This window comes from Streptomyces sp. SAI-135 (genome assembly GCF_029893805.1).
Taxonomy (GTDB): Bacteria; Actinomycetota; Actinomycetes; order Streptomycetales; family Streptomycetaceae; genus Streptomyces.
The window spans coordinates 1,324,082-1,342,438 of record NZ_JARXYP010000002.1 but is presented as its reverse complement, the minus strand read 5'-3'; the positions used below and the strand labels follow the sequence as shown (position 1 = coordinate 1,342,438).

Here is an 18,357-nt window from a genome sequence, read left to right as displayed (position 1 = left end):
GAAAAGCATGGTGGGGAACGGAGCTCTCAGCGGTGCGGTGATCGCGGTGGCCGGCGCGGGCGGCCCCGCGGGCCGCGCGACGCTGCTGCGGCTGGCCGAGGCGGGCGCGACCGTCGTCGGCGCGGACAACGACCCGGAGCGGCTCGCGGAGGCCGTGGACGCGGCACGCTACGCCTCGGGCGGCGCCACCGTGACCGGCGAACCGGTCGACCTGCTGGACCTGGACTCCACCCGGGACTGGGCCACGCACATCGAGAAGGACTTCGGCCGCGTCGACGGCCTGGTCCACCTCGTCGGCGGCTGGCGCGGCAGCGAGACCTTCATCAAGTCGAGCCTGGACGACTGGGACTTCCTGGAACTGCTGCTCATCCGCACCGTGCAGCACACCTCCCTCGCGTTCTACGAGGGTCTCCAGCGCAGCGAGCGCGGCCGTTACGTCCTGATCAGCGCCGCCGGTGCGACCAAGCCGACCGCGGGCAACGCCTCGTACGCCGCCGCCAAGGCGGCCGCCGAGGCCTGGACGCTCGCTCTCGCCGACGCCTTCCGCAAGGCCGGGGGCGCCGACGGGCCGAAGTCCGCGGCTGCGATCCTGGTGGTGAAGGCACTGGTGCACGAGGCCATGCGCGCCGAGCGGCCCAACGCGAAGTTCGCGGGCTTCACGGACGTCAAGGACCTCGCCGAGGCCATCGCCGGTGTCTGGGACAAGCCCGCCGCCGAAGTGAACGGAAACCGTCTGTGGCTGACCGAGAAGCCGTGAACCCACCGAAGACCGACGCGCGTCGCCATCACGACCCGCAGGTCCGCGGCTTCGCCAGCGACAACTACGCCGGGGCCCACCCGGAGGTGCTCGCCGCCCTGGCCCTGGCCAACGGCGGGCACCAGGTCGCGTACGGCGAGGACGACTACACCGAGAACCTCCAGCGGATCGTCCGCAGCCACTTCGGGGCCACGGCCGAGGCGTTCCCGGTCTTCAACGGCACCGGCGCCAACGTCGTCGCGCTCCAGGCGGTCACCGACCGCTGGGGCGCGGTGATCTGCGCCGAGAGCGCGCACATCAACGTCGACGAGGGCGGCGCCCCCGAGCGGATGGGCGACCTCAAGCTGCTCACCGTGCCCACCCCCGACGGCAAGCTCACCCCCGAGCTGATCGACCGGCAGGCCTACGGCTGGGACGACGAGCACCGCGCGATGCCGCAGGTCGTCTCGATCACCCAGTCCACGGAACTCGGCACGCTCTACACGCCCGAGGAGATCCGCGCGATCTGCGACCACGCCCACGCGCACGGCATGAAGGTGCACCTGGACGGCTCCCGCATAGCCAACGCCGCCGCCTCCCTGGACGTCCCCATGCGGACGTTCACCAACGCGGTCGGCGTCGACATCCTCTCGCTCGGCGGGACGAAGAACGGCGCGCTGTTCGGCGAGGCGGTCGTGGTGATCAACCAGGACGCGGTCTCCCACATGAAGCACCTGCGCAAGCTGTCCATGCAGCTCGCGTCCAAGATGCGGTTCGTGTCGGTGCAGTTGGAGGCCCTGCTCGCCAAGGACCTGTGGCTGCGCAACGCCCGCCACTCCAACGAGATGGCCCAGCGTCTGGCGGAGGGCGTGCGGGCCGTCCACGGCGTCGAGATCCTCTACCCCGTCCAGGCCAACGGCGTCTTCGCCAAGCTCCCGCACGACGTCAGTGAACGCCTCCAGAAGCGCTTCCGCTTCTACTTCTGGGACGAGGCCGCGGGCGTCGTCCGCTGGATGTGCGCCTTCGACACCACGGAGGACGACGTGGACACGTTCGTGGCGGCGCTGAAGGAGGAGATGGCCCGCTAGTCGGGCGCCGGGCCCAGGGCCGCCTGTGCTTGCATGCCGGTGTGGACAGGACACAGAGCCGGGTCCGGCCGAGGACGGATGACGATGTGCAGGCGTGCGTGCGGGTACTGGCGGAGGTGCACCGCCACGACGGCTACCCGGTGAACTGGCCTGCCCGGCCCGGCGATTGGCTGACGCGAAAGCCGGCGCTGGGCGACTGGGTCGCCGAACTGGACGGCCGGGTGGCGGGCCACGTCGGCCTCACCCGCGGCGCCGAAGAGGACCTGGCCCCGGTCGTGTGGGGCGAACGCAACGGCACGAGTGCGCAACGGGCCGCGGTGGTCGGCCGGTTGTTCGTCGCCCCGTCGGCGAGAGGGCACGGGATCGGTGCCCTGCTGATGGGCCGGGCGGTGGCGGAGGCACGGCACCGCGGCCTGCACCCGGTGCTGGACGTGGTGGCCTCCGACACCGCCGCGGCGGCCCTCTACGAACGTCTGGGCTGGACGAGGCTCGCCACGGTCCAGCAGCGGTGGAGCGCGTCCCAGGTGGTGACTGTCCATTGCTACGCTGCATAAATATACTGCCTGCCGTAAATTGATTGACTCCAGAGTGATCGCGTTCCTATGCTCTGCGGACATGGAGCTGATCCAGAACACCCCCGACCTTTCCGCTTACTTGGCCGCGGACGAGGCCATCGACCATGACCACCCGGTCGTCAGGGAGACGGCGGCGCGTCTCGCCAAGGAGGCGGCCGACTCGTATGCCTATGCGCGACTGGCCTTCGAGTTCGTCCGTGACACGATCCCGCACTCCCAGGACTCCGGCGACCTTCGCGTCACCTGGCGGGCCTCCGACGTCCTGGAGCAGGGGACCGGCATCTGCTACGCCAAGGCGCACGCGCTGACCGCGCTGCTGCGCGCCGAGGACATCCCGACCGCCCTCTGCTACCAGCAACTGGGTGTGGTGCACGGCCTGGTCGCCGTGCGGTTCAACGGCGCCTGGCACCGCCAGGACCCCCGGGGCAACAAGCCGGGAGTGGACGCCCAGTTCTCCCTCGACGGCGAGCGGCTGGCCTTCACTCCGGAACCGGAGTCCAATGAGATGGACTACCCAGTCCTGTACGCTGAACCGCACCCGACCGTCCTGAGCGTCCTCAGGGCCGCCCCCGACCGGCCGTACCTCTGGAAGACGCTCCCCACCGCACTCTGAGGCACCGATGACCCTCTCCCTGACCGTGTCCGACGAGGTGCGCGCCCTCGCACCCGGCTTCGCGCACCTCGCGGTCGAAGCCCACGGGCTCGTCAACGGACCCAGTACCGAAGCCAGTTCGGCACTGCTCGACGACGCCGCCCGCCGTCTCGCCGTACGCCTGGACGGGCGGGCCCCGCACGAGGACCCGCACATGGCGGCCTGGCGGGAGGTCTACACGGCGTTCGGCTCGAAGCCGTCGCGCACCCGCAACTCGGCGGAGGCGCTGGCGAAGCGGGCCCTGTCGGACGCGGGCCTGCCCCGCATCAACCTCCTGGTCGACCTCTACAACGCGATCAGCGTCGCGTACCTCGTCCCCGTCGGCGGCGAGGACCTCGACCGCGTCCGGGGCGGCATGCGCCTCGTCCGGGCCACCGGCGACGAGGACTTCGTGACCGTGGCCGGTGGCGAGGAGGTCGTCGAGCACCCCGACGCCGGTGAGGTGGTCTGGCGGGACGAGGCCGGGGTGACCTGCCGTCGCTGGAACTGGCGCCAGGGTCCGCGCACGAGGCTCACCGAGGAGACCGTCTCGGGGATCTTCCTGCTGGAGAGCATGGCCCCGATGCCGTACGCCGACGTGGAGAAGGCGGCCGCCGAACTGGCCGGGCTGCTGGAGAAGTTCAGTCCGGGGGTACGGGTCGAGGTGACTACCGCGTCTCCGCCTCGCGCACCTGCTCCGGAGTAGGTGCCGTACCCCCGAGGTGGGCCGGCATCCACCAGGTGTCGTCCGGGCCCTTGGGGCGCACGGGGTAGGCGCGCTGGGCGGCTTCCAGCAACTCGTTGACCCGCTCGCGCACCTGCCGGGTGATCGCCCCCGCGTACTTGTCCCGGGACGCCTCGATCGCCTCCCCGACCCGGATGGTGATCGGGATGTGACTGCGCTTGAAGTTGCGGGGGTGCCCCTTGGTCCACAGCCGCTGCGTGCCCCAGACGGCCATCGGGATCAGGGGGACGCCCGCCTCCTGGGCCATCCGCGCCGCGCCCGACTTGAAGCTCTTCAGCGTGAACGACTGCGAGATCGTCGCCTCCGGGAAGACCCCGACGATCTCGCCCGACCGCAGCGACTCCAGGGCGTGCGCGTACGCCGTCTCGCCCTGCTTGCGGTCGACCGGGATGTGCTTCATCCCGCGCATCAGCGGACCCGAGACCTTGTGGCGGAAGACGGACTCCTTCGCCATGAAGCGCACCAGCCGCTTCTGCGGGAGCGCGGCCAGGCCGTTGAAGACGAAGTCCAGATAGCTGATGTGGTTGCTCACCAGTACGGCGCCGCCCGAGCGCGGAATGTTCTCCGACCCCTTGCAGTCGATCTTGAGGTCCCAGGCCTTGAACAGCGCCTGGGCGAATCCGACGACGGGACGGTAGACAAGCTCTGCCATGGGCGGGGTGAGCCCTTCCTGCTCTGCCTGGGAAGCCGACTCCCGGCGTCAAGTTACGCAGCCGTAGGTTTACGGCATCTCGCAGATCGTGCCCGAAGAACGGGCGGGGAGCCAGCCCTGGTGCCCGCTGAGGGAGAGATTCTCGTCACGTCCGCCCGGTGATCGACCTCGGGGTTTTAAGTCGCCTTTACTCCGCCCGTGCCGCCACCCGCCGCGCGAGCAGGTACGTCTCGCATCCCAGGCAGTACCCGAACGTGGCGTTGAGAAAGGCTGCCGCGAGCGCCGCGCCGGTCGCGGCGAGCCCGAGCCACTGAGGTCCGATCCCGAGCCCGACGAGCCCGAGAGCCCCGAAGGCCAGGCCGACCGCCTGCGCGAACCGCGGCGGCTCCGGCGCCTCGAACTCGGCCGGCGGCCCGATCCGCGGCCGTACCGCCCGCCGGAACACCCAGCCGTACGGCGAGCGGCCCACCCCGCCCGCCGCGCCCAGCGCGAACGCCAGCGTCTGCCAGGCCAGCAGCCAGACGCTGCCCGTGATCAGAACGGCCGCCAGCACGACGGTCGTCACCGCCGCGCCGAAACGCGGCCCTCTTGCGTCGATGTCCATGAATCAAGCATTCCGCAACGGAAAGACCTGGGGGCGGCGGGAATCTTTGCAGTCTCGTGAATGCTTGTGCAGGTGATGACAGGACTCGTGGTGTGCGTGGCGGTGCTCGCGGCGGCGAGCGCCTACGGGGTGCTGCAACGACGACGGAGCGGGAGGGTGCGGGTGCGCGGGCGCGACGACGGCAAGAGGCTCGGTGCGGCCGAGTTGGGCGAGGACCTCGGAGAGCGCGCCACGCTCGTCCAGTTCTCCAGCGCCTTCTGCGCGCCCTGCCGGGCGACGCGGCGGGTGCTCGGCGAGGTCGCCGCCATGGTCCCGGGCGTGACCCACGTCGAGATCGACGCCGAGAAGAACCTCGACCTGGTCCGTGCACTCGACATCCTCAAGACGCCGACCGTGCTGGTCCTCGACGCCGGCGGCAGGGTCGTGCGGCGCGCCACCGGCCAGCCGCGCAAGGCGGACGTCATCGCGGCGGTCGGGGAGGCGGTCTGACGCCGCGTGGGCTCACGGTGAGGCATCTCCCACATGCCGGAACCCACTTGACTGTGCACCGCACCTATCGTCAGCCTGACCGTATGCCTACGGAACTCCTTCTGTTCGGGCGGGTGCACGTCGACCTCGCCCGCACCGCGAGCGCGCGCTGTCCGGCCTGTTGAGCAGCCACGGTCCGGCTCGACACCCCTCGCAGAAGGAACCCCGCATGACGGCCACGTCCGCACTCGGCAGCCATCGACTCGCCTCTCCCGACCTCCTGCGCTCCGTCTTCCGGCGGCACGCGGCCGGGGTCGCCGTGATCACCGCGAGCGGTGACACGGGCCCCGTCGGCTTCACCGCCACCTCCCTGGCCTCGGTCTCCGCCGATCCCCCGATGCTGTCCTTCGGGATCGGCACGGGCGCCTCCAGCTGGCCCGCGATCTCCCGGGCCGAGTTCGTGGGCGTGCACATACTCGGCGAGCACCAGGAGGAGCTGGCCGCCACCTTCGCCCGCAGCGGCGCCGACCGCTTCGGCGCGCCCACCGCCTGGCGCGAGGGGCCCGAGGGCGTCCCCCTCCTCGACGACGTGCTCGCCTGGCTGGTGTGCCGGGTGCACACGCGCGTGCCCGCCGGTGATCACCGCATCGTGCTGGCCGAGGTGCGGCTCGGCGACCCGGCGGGCGCCGGCCGGCCGCTGCTCTACCACCAGGGCCGGTTCAACGGGCTGCGCGACTGATCGGCTCAGCCGGGTCGGCGCTGGTGTGCGGGGCCGTCGAGTTCCGATTACGCTGCGTTGCGAAGGTCACAGTTCAAAGCGCTTGCTTAGCGGGCAGGAACTGTATGTACTGGTGAGTAATATTGCGGTCGGAGCGCAGCCCGCCCCGACCGGGATCGGCCGCTTGGGGCGCCTATGCTGCCTGCAAGAGGCAGCCGAAAATGACGATGCAGTAGGAGAGCCGGCGTGAGCTTGAGGATCGTTGTCACTGTGAAGTACGTGCCCGACGCCACCGGCGACCGGCACTTCGCCGATGACCTGACCGTCGACCGGGACGACGTGGACGGTCTGCTCTCCGAGCTGGACGAGTACGCGGTCGAGCAGGCGCTGCAGATCTCCGAGAACTCCGACGACGACGTCGAGGTCACGGTCCTGACCATCGGCCCCGAGGACGCCAAGGACGCGCTGCGCAAGGCGCTGTCCATGGGCGCCGACAAGGCCATCCACGTCGAGGACGACGACCTGCACGGCACCGACGCGATCGGTACCTCCCTGGTGCTGGCCAAGGCGATCGAGAAGGCCGGCTACGACCTGGTGGTCTCCGGCATGGCCTCCACCGACGGCACCATGGGCGTCGTCCCGGCCCTGCTGGCCGAGCGCCTGGGCGTCCCGCAGGTCACCCTGCTCTCCGAGGTCTCCGTCGAGGACGGCACCGTCAAGGGCCGCCGCGACGGCGACGCCGCCTCGGAGCAGCTGGAGGCGTCCCTGCCGGCCGTCGTCTCGGTCACCGACCAGTCGGGCGAGGCGCGTTACCCCTCCTTCAAGGGCATCATGGCCGCCAAGAAGAAGCCGGTCGAGTCCTGGGACCTGTCGGACCTGGACCTGGAGGCCGGGCAGGTCGGCCTGGAGGGCTCCTGGACCACCGTCGACTCCGCCGCGGAGCGTCCGGCCCGCACGGCCGGCACGATCGTCAAGGACGAGGGCGAGGGCGGCAAGCAGCTCGCCGAGTTCCTCGCGAGCCAGAAGTTCATCTAAGGGTTCTGGCCCGCTGAGGCTCAACCCCCCTTCCGCCCCTCAGACTTCGCAATCCGCAGGAGAGCATTCCCATGGCTGAAGTTCTCGTCTACGTCGACCACGTGGACGGTGCCGTCCGCAAGCCCACCCTGGAGCTGCTGACCCTGGCCCGCCGCGTCGGCGAGCCCGTCGCCGTCGCGCTCGGCAACGGCGCCGCCGACACCGCCGCCGCGCTCGCCGAGCACGGCGCCGTCAAGGTCCTCACCCACGACGCCTCCGAGTACGCCGACTACCTGGTCGTCCCCAAGGTCGACGCGCTCCAGGCCGCCGTCGAGGCCGTCTCCCCGGTCGCCGTCCTGGTCCCCTCCTCCGCCGAGGGCAAGGAGATCGCCGCCCGCCTGGCGCTGCGCATCGGCTCCGGCATCATCACCGACGCCGTCGACCTCGAGGCCGGCGACGAGGGCCCGGTGGCCACCCAGTCGGTGTTCGCCGCCTCCTTCACCACCAAGTCCCGTGTCTCCAAGGGCACCCCGGTCATCACCGTCAAGCCCAACTCGGCCGCCGTGGAGGCCGCCCCGGCCGCCGGTGACGTGTCGGAGCTGAGCGTGACCTTCTCCGCCCAGGCCACCGGCACCAAGGTCACCGGCCGCACCCCGCGCGAGTCGACGGGCCGTCCGGAGCTGACCGAGGCCGCGATCGTGGTCTCCGGCGGCCGCGGTGTCAACGGCGCCGAGAACTTCGCGATCATCGAGGCCCTCGCCGACTCGCTCGGCGCGGCCGTCGGCGCCTCGCGTGCCGCGGTGGACGCGGGCTGGTACCCGCACACCAACCAGGTCGGCCAGACCGGCAAGTCCGTCTCGCCGCAGCTGTACATCGCCAACGGCATCTCCGGCGCGATCCAGCACCGCGCGGGCATGCAGACCTCGAAGACGATCGTGGCGGTCAACAAGGACGCCGAGGCCCCGATCTTCGACCTCGTCGACTACGGCGTCGTCGGCGACCTCTTCGACGTCGTCCCCGCCCTCACCGAGGAGATCAAGACCCGCAAGGGCTGATCCGATCCCGCTCCGGGCGTACGAGGCCCTCCGTGACCGCCGACGCGGTCGCGGGGGGCCTCGGCTCATCCCAGGGTCAGGGTGGCCTGCACCGGCAGGTGGTCGCTCGGGAACTGGCCGTTCACCGCGAAGGTGTTGATCCCGGCCCGGTGCACCGTCGTGCCGGTTGTGGCGAGAATCCAGTCGATGCGGTCGCCGTCGGGTGTGAGGGGCTGGTAGCCGTGGAAGGTGGCGTACAGCCTGCTGCGTTCGGCGGCCGTGTCCCAGGTGTCGACGAGTCCCGCGGCCAGCAGGATGTCGTACGCGCGATTGTCGTGGGCCGTGGCGTTGAAGTCGCCCGTCACGACGACCGGTGACGCCCGGTCGAACTCGGCGATCCTCTCGCCGAGGAACTGCGCGGAGCGCTCGCGCGCGTACTGGCCCACGTGGTCGAAGTGGGTGTTGAGCAGGTAGAACTCACGTCCCCGTGCGGCCCGGTCGCGGAAGCGGACCCAGGTGACGATCCGGGGGAGCGCGGCACCCCAGGTGTTCGAGCCGACGACCCCGGGTGTGTCGGACAACCAGTGCGTGTCGTGCTCCACGGGGGCCAGGCGCCGGGTGTCGAAGAAGACCGCCGTGGACTCGTCGTGGCTGCCGCCCTCGCGGCCGGTGCCGATCCACGCGTAGTGCGGTCCGAGGTCGGAGTGTATGTCGAGCAGTTGCTGGTAGAGGCCCTCCTGCGTGCCCAGCAGGGTGGGGGCCTCCCGGCGCAGCAACCGGCGCATCACCGGGCGCCGGGCGGCCCAGCTGTTGGGTTCGGAGGTGCTCGCGAAACGCAGATTGAACGTCATGACATCGAGTCGGCGGTGGTTCGGCTTGGCGGCCGAGGCCGGCAGCGTGCCCATCAGCGGCACGGTGACGGCGGCGGCCACGGCGGTTCTGAGGCCCATGCGACGCGTCATTCTGTGGGTGTCCGACATGTTGATTCCCTCCCGACGGGACAGGATGAATGTTCGAGCCGGACCGCGGTAGACGGCGTAGGGGATCTCGGCACCTTGGATGAACGGGACGGCTCACGCTGTGGACGGGGTGTTGACCGTCGGGAAGCTTCGCGGATAACTTCGCTCTACGGATTGTTGATTCCGTAGAGCGGAAAACTGGAGGATGTGGGATGGGCCAGGGCCAGCAGGAGCAGGTGGCGACGAGCCTCGCGGGAGCCGTCAGCGAGGAGATCAGCGCCTCCCTCGCGCCGGTCGACGCCGAACTGGAGCGCCGCTACCCCGGAGACCCCGGCACCCGCCAGCCCGTGCACACCGTCTACGTCCCCGGTGACGTCTTCGCCGCTGACACCGTCCGCTCCTGGGGCGACAAGGCCCTCGCCGCCCTCGACGCACACGCGCCGGACGCCGCGTCCTTCGCCGCCGTCCTCGGGCTGTCCGACGAACTCGCCGAGCCCGTCCACGCGCGCGTGCGGGCCAAGCTGGAGCACGAACCGATCGAAGACCTGCGCGTCGACTTCGAGGACGGCTACGGCTCGCGCCCGGACGCCGAGGAGGACGAGGCGGCGGCCCGCGCGGCCCGTCTGATCGCCGAGGCGTACGAGGACGGCACGGCGGCGCCGTACATGGGCATCCGCATGAAGTGCATGGAGGCCGCCGTCCGGGACCGGGGCATCCGGACCCTCGACGTCTTCCTCACCGGCCTGATGGCGGCCGGCGGCCTGCCCGAGGGACTGGTGCTGACCCTGCCGAAGGTGACCTACCCCGAGCAGGTCACCGCGTTCGTCCGGCTCCTGGAGGCCTTCGAGAAGGCGCACGGACTGGACTCCGGGCGGCTCGGCTTCGAGATCCAGATCGAGACCAGCCAGTCCATCCTGGCCACCGACGGCACCGCCACCGTCGCCCGCATGATCCAGGCCGCCGAGGGCCGCGCCACCGGACTGCACTACGGCACCTTCGACTACAGCGCCTGCCTCGGCGTCTCCGCCGCGCACCAGGCCAGCGACCACCCCGCCGCCGACCACGCCAAGGCGGTCATGCAGGTCGCGGCCGCGGGCACCGGCGTACGGGTCTCGGACGGCTCCACCAACGTCCTGCCGGTCGGGCCGACGGCGAAGGTCCACGACGCCTGGCGGCTGCACTACGGCCTGACCCGCCGGGCCCTGGCGCGCGCCTACTACCAGGGCTGGGACATGCACCCCGGCCACATCCCGACCCGGTACGCGGCCGTGTTCGCCTTCTACCGCGAGGGGTTCGAGCAGGCGGCCGGCCGGCTCGCCCGGTACGCCAACCGCACCGGCGGCGACGTCATGGACGAGCCCGCCACCGCCAAGGCCCTCAGCGGCTACCTGCTGCGCGGTCTCGACTGCGGCGCCCTGGACATCGGCGAGGTCGCCCGCCTGACCGGCCTGACCCGGGCCGACCTGGAGGGCTACGCGGCGCCCCGGCGCGGTGATCTGACCGTCTCCACGAAGTAGGGGAAGACGTAGCGGCCCTGTCACAGTCGCAACCGCCGGCTGGAGTTGTCACTCCTGCCCCGTAGTCTGTACCGCACGCATTGACGTGTCACAGGAACGGGGCAGCGGTGTCTTCGGGGGAGACCAACGGAAAGGGCCAGGACGACGCCGGTCGGCTGCTGGCCGGGCGTTATCGGGTCGTGTCCCAGCTCGGGCGCGGCGGTATGGGCGTGGTCTGGCGGGCCGTCGACGAGGTCCTCGGCCGCGAGGTGGCCGTCAAGGAACTGCGCACCTACACCGACGCCGACGGCCCGGAACTCGCCGATTTGCGGCTGCGGATGCAGCGCGAGGCCCGCGCCGCGGCCCGGGTCCGCCATCCCGGAGTCGTCGCGGTGCACGACGTGGCCGAGGTCGACGGCCGCCCCCTGATCGTCATGGAGCTGGTCGAGGGCCCCTCCCTGGACCAGGTGCTGCGCAAGCAGGGCACGCTCGACCCGCGGGAGGCGGCCGGCATCGGCGCCAAGGTCATGGACGCCCTGGCCGCCGCCCACGAGGCCGGCGTCCTGCACCGGGACGTCAAGCCGGGCAACATCCTGCTCGACCGCTCCGGCCGCGTCCTGCTCACCGACTTCGGCATCGCCACCATGGACGACCCGGGCGACGGCTCGGCCACGAACCTGACCCGCACCGGCCATCTCGTCGGTTCCCTGGACTACATGGCCCCCGAGCGCGCCCAGGGTGCCGACCCGGGACCGGCCTCCGACGTATGGGCACTGGGCGCGACGCTGTACGCGGCCGTCGAGGGGGCCTCGCCGTTCCGCCGCACGTCGACGTTCTCGACGCTCACCGCGATCGTCGGCGAACCGCTCCCCGAGTCCCACCGCGCCGGACCCCTCGGCCCCGTTCTCCAGCGCCTGCTGGACAAGCGGCCCGAGGCCCGTCCGGGTGCCGAGGAGGCGCGCGAGCTGCTGCGGGCGGTGGCGGAGGGGGCCGAGCCCGGCGCGGACAGTCCCACGACGACCCTGCGGGGTACGGCGAGCCCGACCGGGCAGGCCGAGACCGCCCCCGACGTTCCGGCGCCGGCCCCGGTGCCGGTGTCCGCGTCGCAGGCGACGGAGGGGGCCGAGCCGGCCGCGGGGCCGGGGCAGCCCGCCCCGGGTGCCACGGGGCAGGCCGAGGCCCCCGCGCACTGGTGGGTCGGGGCCGCTGTCCCTGACGGGGCCGCTGTCCCTGGCGGGGCCACTTCCCCTGACGGGGCTGCGGGACAGGCCGGCTCACCGGGCCAGGGCTTCGGCGGCCCTCCTCAGGGCGGCGGTTCGGCGCCTGTCCCCGGGACGGGAGCTTCGGCGCACGCCGCCCACGGGGTGACCCGTGACACGACTCCCATGGCCCCCTCCCGCACACCCCGTCGCAACAGGCGCGTCCTGCTCGCCGCGGCGGCCGTGGCGGTCGTGCTCGCGGTGGCCGGCACGGCCGTCTCGCTGATGAACAATTCGGGCGAGGCCGAAGCCGACGCCCGGCCGATCGCGTCCGGCACGACCGGCTCGGCCTCCTCCTCCGCCTCCCCCCGCACCGACGGCGGCCCTTCCGGCAGCACCGCGCTGACCGACGGGGGCGCCGGGAAGACCCCCGGCGAGAAGAAGTCGCCGGGCAAGGACGGCAGCGCCGAACCCACGGCCGGTGCCTCCGCGTCCGCCACGGCGCACCCCTCCGCCGGAGGCTCGGGCGGCGGCGACACGGGTGGCAGCGACTCGGGGGACGGCGGCACGACCGGGAACGGCGGCCCCAGCACCCCGCCTCCGGCGCCGGCCTGCACCCCCATCGGCGGCGGCAAGTACAACTGCACCGTCTGGAAGACCGCCAAGTCCTACACCGCCTCCGGCGCCGAGGCCGGCGTCCTCTACGCGGGCACCAACTATTTCTTCTGCCAGTCGAACCTGGGGCGCCGCGAGACGTCCGGAGAGTGGACCAACGTCTGGTGGGCGAGGACGGACGACGACAGCGGCAACACCGGCGTCTACGTCAGCGACGTCTACATCAAGGGCGGGAACAACGACGAGCCGGTACCGGGACTCCCGGTCTGCTGAACCCTCACGCAGGGCTCCAGACCGGACTCCGTGACCTGCTTCTCGTCGGCGAACAGCCGGGTGCCCGTCTCGCACAGGTGCCGGTCGGCGCGGGCCCGTGCCACGAAATCCTCCGGTGTGACGCCGAACAGCTCCCGCAACCGGGCCGACCCCATGAGGAGTTCGGTCAGCAGCTCTCGCTGGCCGGGGTGGGTGCGCGGGGCGCCGGTGCCGTCGTGCAGGACGCCGTGACGGTTGACGTAGGAGTGGACCCCGGGCAGCGTGACACCGCCGGGCAGCTCGACCCGCACCTCGGGCGCGGGCAGCCAGGCCCGCCCGTAGTTGCCGTGCGGCAGCGGTACCCCCTCGCTCGCGTCGATCACGGCGAGCTGCTCCGCGTCCAGCCAGATGACGAACAACTCCCGCACGGCGTCCGGCGCCCGGAAGGGCGACGCGGACACGTAGCCCATGCGGCTCACGTGCGCGGAGACGCCCACGTCCACGCCGGTCACCCGCGCCTTCACCATCGGGATCGGGGAGGAGAGCCCGGACTCGGCCATCTTGTGGCGCAGTTGCCCGGGGCTGGCGTTGGAACCGACCGCGAGCACGGGCGCGCGGCCCGCGAGAGGCAGCGTCCCGTCGAAGGGCACCAGCCGGTCTCCGTCGAGAACCGCGGAGTCCGCCGGCCAGGCGCCGGGGTACCGCAGCGGGTGATCGCGAGGAGCCTCGGCCAGGCCGAGTGCCTCCAGAGTGAAGCCGTCCATCGGCCGCTCAGTCCGCCGGCGGCAGTTCGCCGGAGCCGCGGGTGATCAGTCGCGTCGGCAGTTCGATCCGCTCCGGCGTCAGCAGCGTGCCGTCCAGCTGACGGAACAGCCGCTCCGCCGCGGTGCGCCCCAGCGCCGCCGCGTCCTGGGCGACGACCGTGACACCCGGCTGGAGCAGATCGGCGAGTTCGATGTCGTCGAAGCCGACGAGGGCGACCCTGCGGCTGTGTTCGGCGAGGACCCGGATCACGGTGACCGTCACCCGGTTGTTGCCCGTGAAGATCGCGGTGACGGGGGAGGGGCCCGCGAGCATGTCCTCGGCAGCCCGGCGCACCCGCTGCGGGTCGGTGACGCCCAGCGACGTCCAGGCGTCCGCCGGCTCGATCCCGGCGTCCTCCATGGCGGCCCGGTACCCGCGCAAGCGCTCGGCGGCCGTGTGGATGCGGGGCATGTCGCCGATGAAGCCGATCCGCCGGTGGCCGTGGGCGATGAGGTGGGCCACGGCGTCGCGGGCACCGCCGAAGTTGTCGGACAGGACGACGTCGGCGTCGATCCGGCCCGCCGGACGGTCCACGAACACCGTGGCGACGCCCGCCTTCAGCTCCGGCTCCAGATAGCGGTGGTCGTCACCGGCCGGGATGACCACCAGGCCGTCCACCCGCCGGGCGCACAGGGCCAGCACCAGTTCCTGCTCGCGCTCGGGGTCCTCGGCGCTGGAGCCGTTGATGAGCAGGGCGCCGTTGGCCCGGGCGACCTCCTCCACCGCGCGGCTGAGGGGGCCGTAGAACGGGTCGGCGAGGTCCTCCAGGACCAGGCCGATGCTGGCGGTACGGCCCTTGCGCAGCACGCGCGCGCTGTCGTTGCGGCGGAAGCCGAGGGCCTCGATGGCCTCCTTGACCCGGTGTTCCGTCTCGGGTGTGACCCCGGGCTCGCCGTTGACAACGCGGGAGACCGTCTTGAGTCCGACGCCGGCCCGCGCCGCCACGTCCTTCATGGTCGGGCGGTTGCCGTACCGGGTCGTGGCGAGGCGGTCTGCTCGGCTGTGGGTGTCGGGCACGATACGGCGTCCTGTCCTGTCGTCGACGGGGATGCGGCGGTCCATGATTTTGTATGAGGATGTGGCGTCGAGCATAGAGCCTGGACAACGTTGTCAGATGCGGGAGACACTGTCCACCGCAATCTGTCGGCCAGCGCCCCCACCGCGACACCGGCCTGTCCATTCCTCAAGGTTGAACGGGGAGAACTGACACTGATGCACACCGACCTCGTGGCTGCGCTCGACATCGGCGGCACCAAGATCGCCGGAGCGCTGGTGGACGGCCACGGCCGGATCCTGCTCCGGGCCCAGCGCGCCACGCCGGCGCAGGAGGACGGCGAGAGCGTGATGCGCGCCGTCGAGGAGACCCTCGGCGAGCTCACGGAATCCCCGCTGTGGGGGCGCGCGGGCGCCCTCGGCATCGGCAGCGCGGGCCCGGTGGACGCCTCCACGGGGACCGTGAGCCCGGTGAACGTGCCGGGCTGGCGCGACTACCCGCTGGTCCGCAGGGTCCGGGAGGCGTCCGGCGGGCTCCCCGTGGAGCTGATCGGCGACGGTGTGGCCATCACGGCTGCGGAGCACTGGCAGGGCGCCGCGCGCGGGCACGACAACGCGCTGTGCATGGTGGTGTCGACCGGGGTCGGCGGAGGTCTGGTGCTGAACGGCCGGCTGCACGCCGGGCCCACCGGGAACGCCGGTCACATCGGGCACATCAGCGTCGACCTCGACGGCGACCCGTGCCCGTGCGGTGCGCGGGGCTGCGTGGAGCGCATAGCCAGCGGTCCGAACATCGCCCGGCGTGCACTGGAGAACGGCTGGCGGCCCGGTCCGGACGGCGACACGTCCGCCGCCGCGGTGGCCGACGCGGCCCGGGGCGGCGATCCGGTCGCCGTGGCCTCCTTCGCCCGGGCGGCCCAGGCGCTGGCCGCCGGAATCGCGGCCACCGCAACCCTCGTGGAGATCGACATCGCGGTCGTCGGCGGCGGGGTCGGCAAGGCGGGTGACGTCCTCTTCGAGCCGTTGCGCAAGGCGCTGGCCGACTACGCGACCCTGTCCTTCGTCCAGCGGCTGACGGTCGTGCCCGCGCAGATGGGCACCGACGCAGGGCTGGTCGGGGCGGCCGCGGCGGCGCTGGCGAAGCGGACCGACACGGCCGCGGTGGTCTGACGGCACCCGGGGCGAGCGCCGCCAGAGAAACGTTCACGCGGCAACCGGGTCCGGGACGGGCCCGGCCGCCGCGTGTGGAGGGGGCTGCTCTCAGCAGCTCAACTGCGCGTCGCCCCAGTCCGCGTGGTCCGAGTCGATGCCGTCGCCGCCGTCGGTGACGACCAGCCGGACCACCTGGGCGCCGGTGACGTCCGCGGTGATCGGCTGGGCCGGCATGGCGTTGGTCAGGACGCCGGTGGAGGCCACCTTGGTGCCGTCCGCCCACACCTCGAAGGCGACCGTGCCGTTCGCGCCCTTCTCGTCGTCCACGCCGACCTGCGCGGTGACCGTCTCGCAGGCCGCGCCCGTGTAGTACTCGACGGAGCTCTCCGCGTGCACTCCGAGCCCGCCGGCGTACACGACCCCGCCGACGGTGATCGGATGACCGTCGCCCGCGGCGCTCTCCCCGTTGCTGGTGTTGCGTTCGACGGGCCCGTAGCCGTTGGCGGCGGACAGCCAGGGCAGGTCACCGAGGCCGGAGGTGCCCGAGGGCGGCGGGACCACGACGGTCGCGCCGAAGGGCAGGCTCCTGTCGACACGGACACCGGTCGGTGAGCGGTAACTCGCCTTGAGCGTCAGGTCGTACGACCCCGTCGGCGTCCCCCGGGGAGCGGTGACCGACCAACTCGTGCGCAGCGAACGGCCCGTGGGCAGGGTCGCGGCACGGGTCGGCGAGGTCGCCTCGACGGCCCAGCCCTCGGGGCCGGACAGGCTCACGGAGACCTGCCTGGCCGCGGTCCGTCCCAGGTCGGTGACAGTGGCCGTCAGCGTGGCCGGCGTGGCCGCCTGGACCAACAAGCCGCCGTCCAGGCCGAGTTCGACGGCGGGCGGGTACTGCTGCCACCTGCGGTCGGCGGTGACCCGCACGAGAACCGTGCCGTGCGCCGGGACGGTCGCCGAGATGGTGCCCGCGGTGTTGTAACTCCTGTGTTGCCACAGGTCGCGCAGGGTGTACGCGTCGGCGTCGGGCAGACCGACGGCCGCCGCGGTGGTGGAGATGCGCTGGGGGCTGCCCGACTCGTTGAACAGGGCGACCGCGCGGCTGCCGTCCTTCATCTCCTTGGCGACGACCCAGCGCCCGCCCGCGGAGGAGACCACGCTGCCCTGCTTGCCCAGCGGGTCCTGGTCGACCGCGATGACCTCCTTGTTCGCGAGGATCTCGAAGGTCTCGGCGGAGGCCGAGCGCAGGTCGCTGCCGATGAGCAGGGGCGCGGCCATGACCGACCACATCGAGAAGTGCGTGCGGTACTCGGTGTCCGTCATGCCGCCGTTGCCGACCTCCAGCATGTCCGGGTCGTTCCAGTGGCCGGGGCCCGCGTGGGGCGCCAGCGGGAGGTTCTGCTTGAGGATCGACAGCATCGAACCCCAGGTGTCGCTGATGTCGCCGGTGGTGCGCCACAGGTGGCCGACGTCCGAGGCCCACTCCCAGGGCTTGTTCTCGCCCCACTCGCAGATGCTGTACACGATCGGTCTGCCGGTCGCCTTGAGGGCGTCGCGCATGGTCGTGTAGCGCAGCTTGGCGTCCACGCCCTGGTTGTTGCAGTTGTCGTACTTGAGATAGTCGACGCCCCAGTCGGCGAACTGCCGGGCGTCGCTGTACTCGTGCCCCAGAGCCCCGGGGAAACCGGCGCTGTTGCACGTCTTCGTGCCCGCGCTGGTGTAGATGCCGAGCTTGAGCCCCTTGGCGTGCACGTAGTCGGCGACGGCCTTGATCCCGTTCGGGAAGCGGGCCGGGTCCGGGACGAGCTTGCCGTCGGCGTCCCGGTTCGGCAGCGCCCAGCAGTCGTCGAGGTTGACGTACTGGTAGCCGGCCTCCTTGAGGCCCTTGTCGACGAAGATGTCCGCGATCCCCTTGACCATGGACTCGTCGAACTCGGCGCGGCAGTGGGTGGAGTTCCAGTTGTTGAAGCCCATGGGCGGGGTGAGGGCGAGGCCGTCGGCCAGGGCGGGCGACGCGGGTCTCTCCTCGTCCGCGAGGGCGGGGGCCGCTGCGGGCACCGCGAACAGCAGCACCGTGAGGGCGGTGACCGTCCTTCGGCGGGTCGTGCGGGTGTGAAGGTGACGCATCGTTACGTTCCTCCGAACCAGCGGAAGGCGATGACGCCATGTACGCGTCATGATGTGAGCGTTTACGTTAGGACGTGTTCGACTGTGGTGGAAGGGTGCGGACCCGAACGCGGCAGCGTGACCCAATCGGTCCGGTGCCGTTGATCAGGCCATGAAGAAGCGCAGCATGCTCGCCATCGCCTCCCTCGCCACCGGCTTCGTCGTCGCGGCGGTCACTCCCTCGCACGCCCTGGGAGAGGAACTCGAACACCTCGACGTCGACAAGACCCTCAGCTCCCTCGATCACACCGTCGCCGGCGAGAGCCTGGACGGCGTGGGCGGGACCGCCCTCGGCCAGGGGGACTGACGGGGTTCGCACACAGACGGGTGGCCCGGGGCCGGGAGGCAAGGTCAGGCCGTCTCCGGGCGTCAGGCATCCGAGCAGCACGAGTGGCACCGGGGCTCCTCCGACGAGGGGCCCCGGTGTCGCGTCTGTGCGCCCTCATCTGCGGCTGGTTT

Annotated in this window: 19 protein-coding genes; 13 read left to right on the top strand and 6 right to left on the bottom strand. The window is 71.8% G+C overall.

Annotation, left to right across the window (positions count from 1 at the left end; translation table 11 throughout):
- Positions 1 to 7: 7 nt before the first annotated feature.
- The 5 genes from M2163_RS10440 to M2163_RS10420 all read left to right on the top strand — a co-directional run bounded on the left by M2163_RS10440 (position 8) and on the right by M2163_RS10420 (position 3,736).
- Positions 8 to 757 (top strand): SDR family oxidoreductase, encoded by a 750-nt coding sequence (locus M2163_RS10440; protein ID WP_280853064.1) that lies wholly within the window; start codon positions 8 to 10, stop codon positions 755 to 757.
- Positions 754 to 1,824, top strand: a complete 1,071-nt coding sequence (locus M2163_RS10435) for a low specificity L-threonine aldolase (protein ID WP_280893829.1) — start codon at positions 754 to 756, stop codon at positions 1,822 to 1,824. Before M2163_RS10440 ends, M2163_RS10435 begins: the two co-directional genes overlap by 4 nt.
- Before the next feature lie 41 nt (positions 1,825 to 1,865).
- The gene (locus tag M2163_RS10430; protein WP_280893828.1) at positions 1,866 to 2,378 is read left to right on the top strand and encodes a GNAT family N-acetyltransferase; all 513 of its coding nucleotides are present in this window, start codon (positions 1,866 to 1,868) and stop codon (positions 2,376 to 2,378) included.
- A gap of 61 nt (positions 2,379 to 2,439) precedes the next feature.
- Positions 2,440 to 3,012, top strand: a complete 573-nt coding sequence (locus M2163_RS10425) for a transglutaminase family protein (protein WP_280893827.1) — start codon at positions 2,440 to 2,442, stop codon at positions 3,010 to 3,012.
- Positions 3,013 to 3,019: 7 nt separating this feature from the next.
- The gene (locus M2163_RS10420) at positions 3,020 to 3,736 is read left to right on the top strand and encodes a phenylalanine--tRNA ligase beta subunit-related protein (protein WP_280893826.1); all 717 of its coding nucleotides are present in this window, start codon (positions 3,020 to 3,022) and stop codon (positions 3,734 to 3,736) included.
- Here the strand turns inward: M2163_RS10420 and M2163_RS10415 are convergent.
- Positions 3,699 to 4,427 (bottom strand): lysophospholipid acyltransferase family protein, encoded by a 729-nt coding sequence (locus M2163_RS10415; RefSeq protein WP_280853069.1) that lies wholly within the window; start codon positions 4,425 to 4,427, stop codon positions 3,699 to 3,701. The two genes, M2163_RS10420 and M2163_RS10415, sit on opposite strands and share 38 nt — an antisense overlap.
- Positions 4,428 to 4,614: 187 nt before the next feature.
- Positions 4,615 to 5,031 carry a DUF4395 domain-containing protein gene (locus M2163_RS10410; RefSeq protein ID WP_280893825.1) on the bottom strand — a complete coding sequence of 139 codons (417 nt, stop codon included), beginning with the start codon at positions 5,029 to 5,031 and terminating at the stop codon, positions 4,615 to 4,617.
- 75 nt (positions 5,032 to 5,106) lie between these two features.
- Between M2163_RS10410 and M2163_RS10405 the strand changes: the two genes are divergently transcribed.
- The 4 genes from M2163_RS10405 to M2163_RS10390 all read left to right on the top strand — a co-directional run bounded on the left by M2163_RS10405 (position 5,107) and on the right by M2163_RS10390 (position 8,286).
- A complete protein-coding gene (locus M2163_RS10405) occupies positions 5,107 to 5,520 on the top strand; it encodes a thioredoxin family protein (protein WP_280853071.1) in 414 nt (137 codons plus the stop codon).
- 208 nt (positions 5,521 to 5,728) lie between these two features.
- Positions 5,729 to 6,238, top strand: coding sequence for a flavin reductase family protein (locus tag M2163_RS10400; protein WP_280853072.1), 510 nt, complete (start codon positions 5,729 to 5,731; stop codon positions 6,236 to 6,238).
- A gap of 225 nt (positions 6,239 to 6,463) precedes the next feature.
- A complete protein-coding gene (locus tag M2163_RS10395) occupies positions 6,464 to 7,252 on the top strand; it encodes an electron transfer flavoprotein subunit beta/FixA family protein (protein ID WP_280893824.1) in 789 nt (262 codons plus the stop codon).
- Between the two features lie 71 nt (positions 7,253 to 7,323).
- Positions 7,324 to 8,286: an electron transfer flavoprotein subunit alpha/FixB family protein gene (locus M2163_RS10390; RefSeq protein ID WP_280893823.1), complete on the top strand. Its 963-nt coding sequence runs from the start codon at positions 7,324 to 7,326 to the stop codon at positions 8,284 to 8,286.
- A 65-nt stretch (positions 8,287 to 8,351) separates the two neighbouring features.
- On the opposite strand, the gene M2163_RS10385 is transcribed toward M2163_RS10390, so the two are convergent.
- Entirely contained in the window at positions 8,352 to 9,245 is an 894-nt protein-coding gene (locus tag M2163_RS10385) for an endonuclease/exonuclease/phosphatase family protein (protein ID WP_280893822.1), read from the bottom strand.
- A gap of 191 nt (positions 9,246 to 9,436) precedes the next feature.
- Here M2163_RS10385 and M2163_RS10380 point away from each other — a divergent pair, with 191 nt between their 5' ends.
- A complete protein-coding gene (locus M2163_RS10380) occupies positions 9,437 to 10,741 on the top strand; it encodes an aldolase/citrate lyase family protein (protein WP_280853076.1) in 1,305 nt (434 codons plus the stop codon).
- Positions 10,742 to 10,848: 107 nt separating this feature from the next.
- A complete protein-coding gene (locus M2163_RS10375) occupies positions 10,849 to 12,807 on the top strand; it encodes a serine/threonine-protein kinase (RefSeq protein ID WP_280893821.1) in 1,959 nt (652 codons plus the stop codon).
- On the opposite strand, the gene M2163_RS10370 is transcribed toward M2163_RS10375, so the two are convergent.
- On the bottom strand, positions 12,753 to 13,550 hold the full coding sequence (locus tag M2163_RS10370) for a hypothetical protein (protein WP_280853078.1): 798 nt from the start codon (positions 13,548 to 13,550) through the stop codon (positions 12,753 to 12,755). The genes M2163_RS10375 and M2163_RS10370 overlap by 55 nt on opposite strands.
- A 7-nt stretch (positions 13,551 to 13,557) precedes the next feature.
- Positions 13,558 to 14,607 carry a LacI family DNA-binding transcriptional regulator gene (locus M2163_RS10365; RefSeq protein WP_280854270.1) on the bottom strand — a complete coding sequence of 350 codons (1,050 nt, stop codon included), beginning with the start codon at positions 14,605 to 14,607 and terminating at the stop codon, positions 13,558 to 13,560.
- A 195-nt stretch (positions 14,608 to 14,802) separates the two neighbouring features.
- Between M2163_RS10365 and M2163_RS10360 the strand changes: the two genes are divergently transcribed.
- A complete protein-coding gene (locus tag M2163_RS10360) occupies positions 14,803 to 15,753 on the top strand; it encodes an ROK family protein (RefSeq protein ID WP_280853079.1) in 951 nt (316 codons plus the stop codon).
- Positions 15,754 to 15,843: 90 nt separating this feature from the next.
- On the opposite strand, the gene M2163_RS10355 is transcribed toward M2163_RS10360, so the two are convergent.
- A complete protein-coding gene (locus M2163_RS10355) occupies positions 15,844 to 17,859 on the bottom strand; it encodes an NPCBM/NEW2 domain-containing protein (RefSeq protein WP_280893820.1) in 2,016 nt (671 codons plus the stop codon).
- Positions 17,860 to 18,010: 151 nt separating this feature from the next.
- Here M2163_RS10355 and M2163_RS10350 point away from each other — a divergent pair, with 151 nt between their 5' ends.
- A complete protein-coding gene (locus tag M2163_RS10350) occupies positions 18,011 to 18,205 on the top strand; it encodes a hypothetical protein (RefSeq protein WP_280853081.1) in 195 nt (64 codons plus the stop codon).
- The last annotated feature ends 152 nt before the right edge of the window (positions 18,206 to 18,357 follow it).

Excerpts from the sequence above, each read along its gene's own strand:
- M2163_RS10440 (WP_280853064.1), top strand. The coding sequence starts at position 8 with ATGGTGGGGAACGGAGCTCTCAGCGGTGCGGTGATCGCGGTGGCCGGC.
- M2163_RS10425 (WP_280893827.1), top strand. The coding sequence starts at position 2,440 with ATGGAGCTGATCCAGAACACCCCCGACCTTTCCGCTTACTTGGCCGCG.
- M2163_RS10420 (WP_280893826.1), top strand. The coding sequence starts at position 3,020 with ATGACCCTCTCCCTGACCGTGTCCGACGAGGTGCGCGCCCTCGCACCC.
- M2163_RS10415 (WP_280853069.1), bottom strand. The coding sequence starts at position 4,427 with ATGGCAGAGCTTGTCTACCGTCCCGTCGTCGGATTCGCCCAGGCGCTG.
- M2163_RS10410 (WP_280893825.1), bottom strand. The coding sequence starts at position 5,031 with ATGGACATCGACGCAAGAGGGCCGCGTTTCGGCGCGGCGGTGACGACC.
- M2163_RS10405 (WP_280853071.1), top strand. The coding sequence starts at position 5,107 with ATGACAGGACTCGTGGTGTGCGTGGCGGTGCTCGCGGCGGCGAGCGCC.
- M2163_RS10400 (WP_280853072.1), top strand. The coding sequence starts at position 5,729 with ATGACGGCCACGTCCGCACTCGGCAGCCATCGACTCGCCTCTCCCGAC.
- M2163_RS10390 (WP_280893823.1), top strand. The coding sequence starts at position 7,324 with ATGGCTGAAGTTCTCGTCTACGTCGACCACGTGGACGGTGCCGTCCGC.
- M2163_RS10385 (WP_280893822.1), bottom strand. The coding sequence starts at position 9,245 with ATGTCGGACACCCACAGAATGACGCGTCGCATGGGCCTCAGAACCGCC.
- M2163_RS10380 (WP_280853076.1), top strand. The coding sequence starts at position 9,437 with ATGGGCCAGGGCCAGCAGGAGCAGGTGGCGACGAGCCTCGCGGGAGCC.
- M2163_RS10370 (WP_280853078.1), bottom strand. The coding sequence starts at position 13,550 with ATGGACGGCTTCACTCTGGAGGCACTCGGCCTGGCCGAGGCTCCTCGC.
- M2163_RS10360 (WP_280853079.1), top strand. The coding sequence starts at position 14,803 with ATGCACACCGACCTCGTGGCTGCGCTCGACATCGGCGGCACCAAGATC.
- M2163_RS10355 (WP_280893820.1), bottom strand. The coding sequence starts at position 17,859 with ATGCGTCACCTTCACACCCGCACGACCCGCCGAAGGACGGTCACCGCC.
- M2163_RS10350 (WP_280853081.1), top strand. The coding sequence starts at position 18,011 with ATGAAGAAGCGCAGCATGCTCGCCATCGCCTCCCTCGCCACCGGCTTC.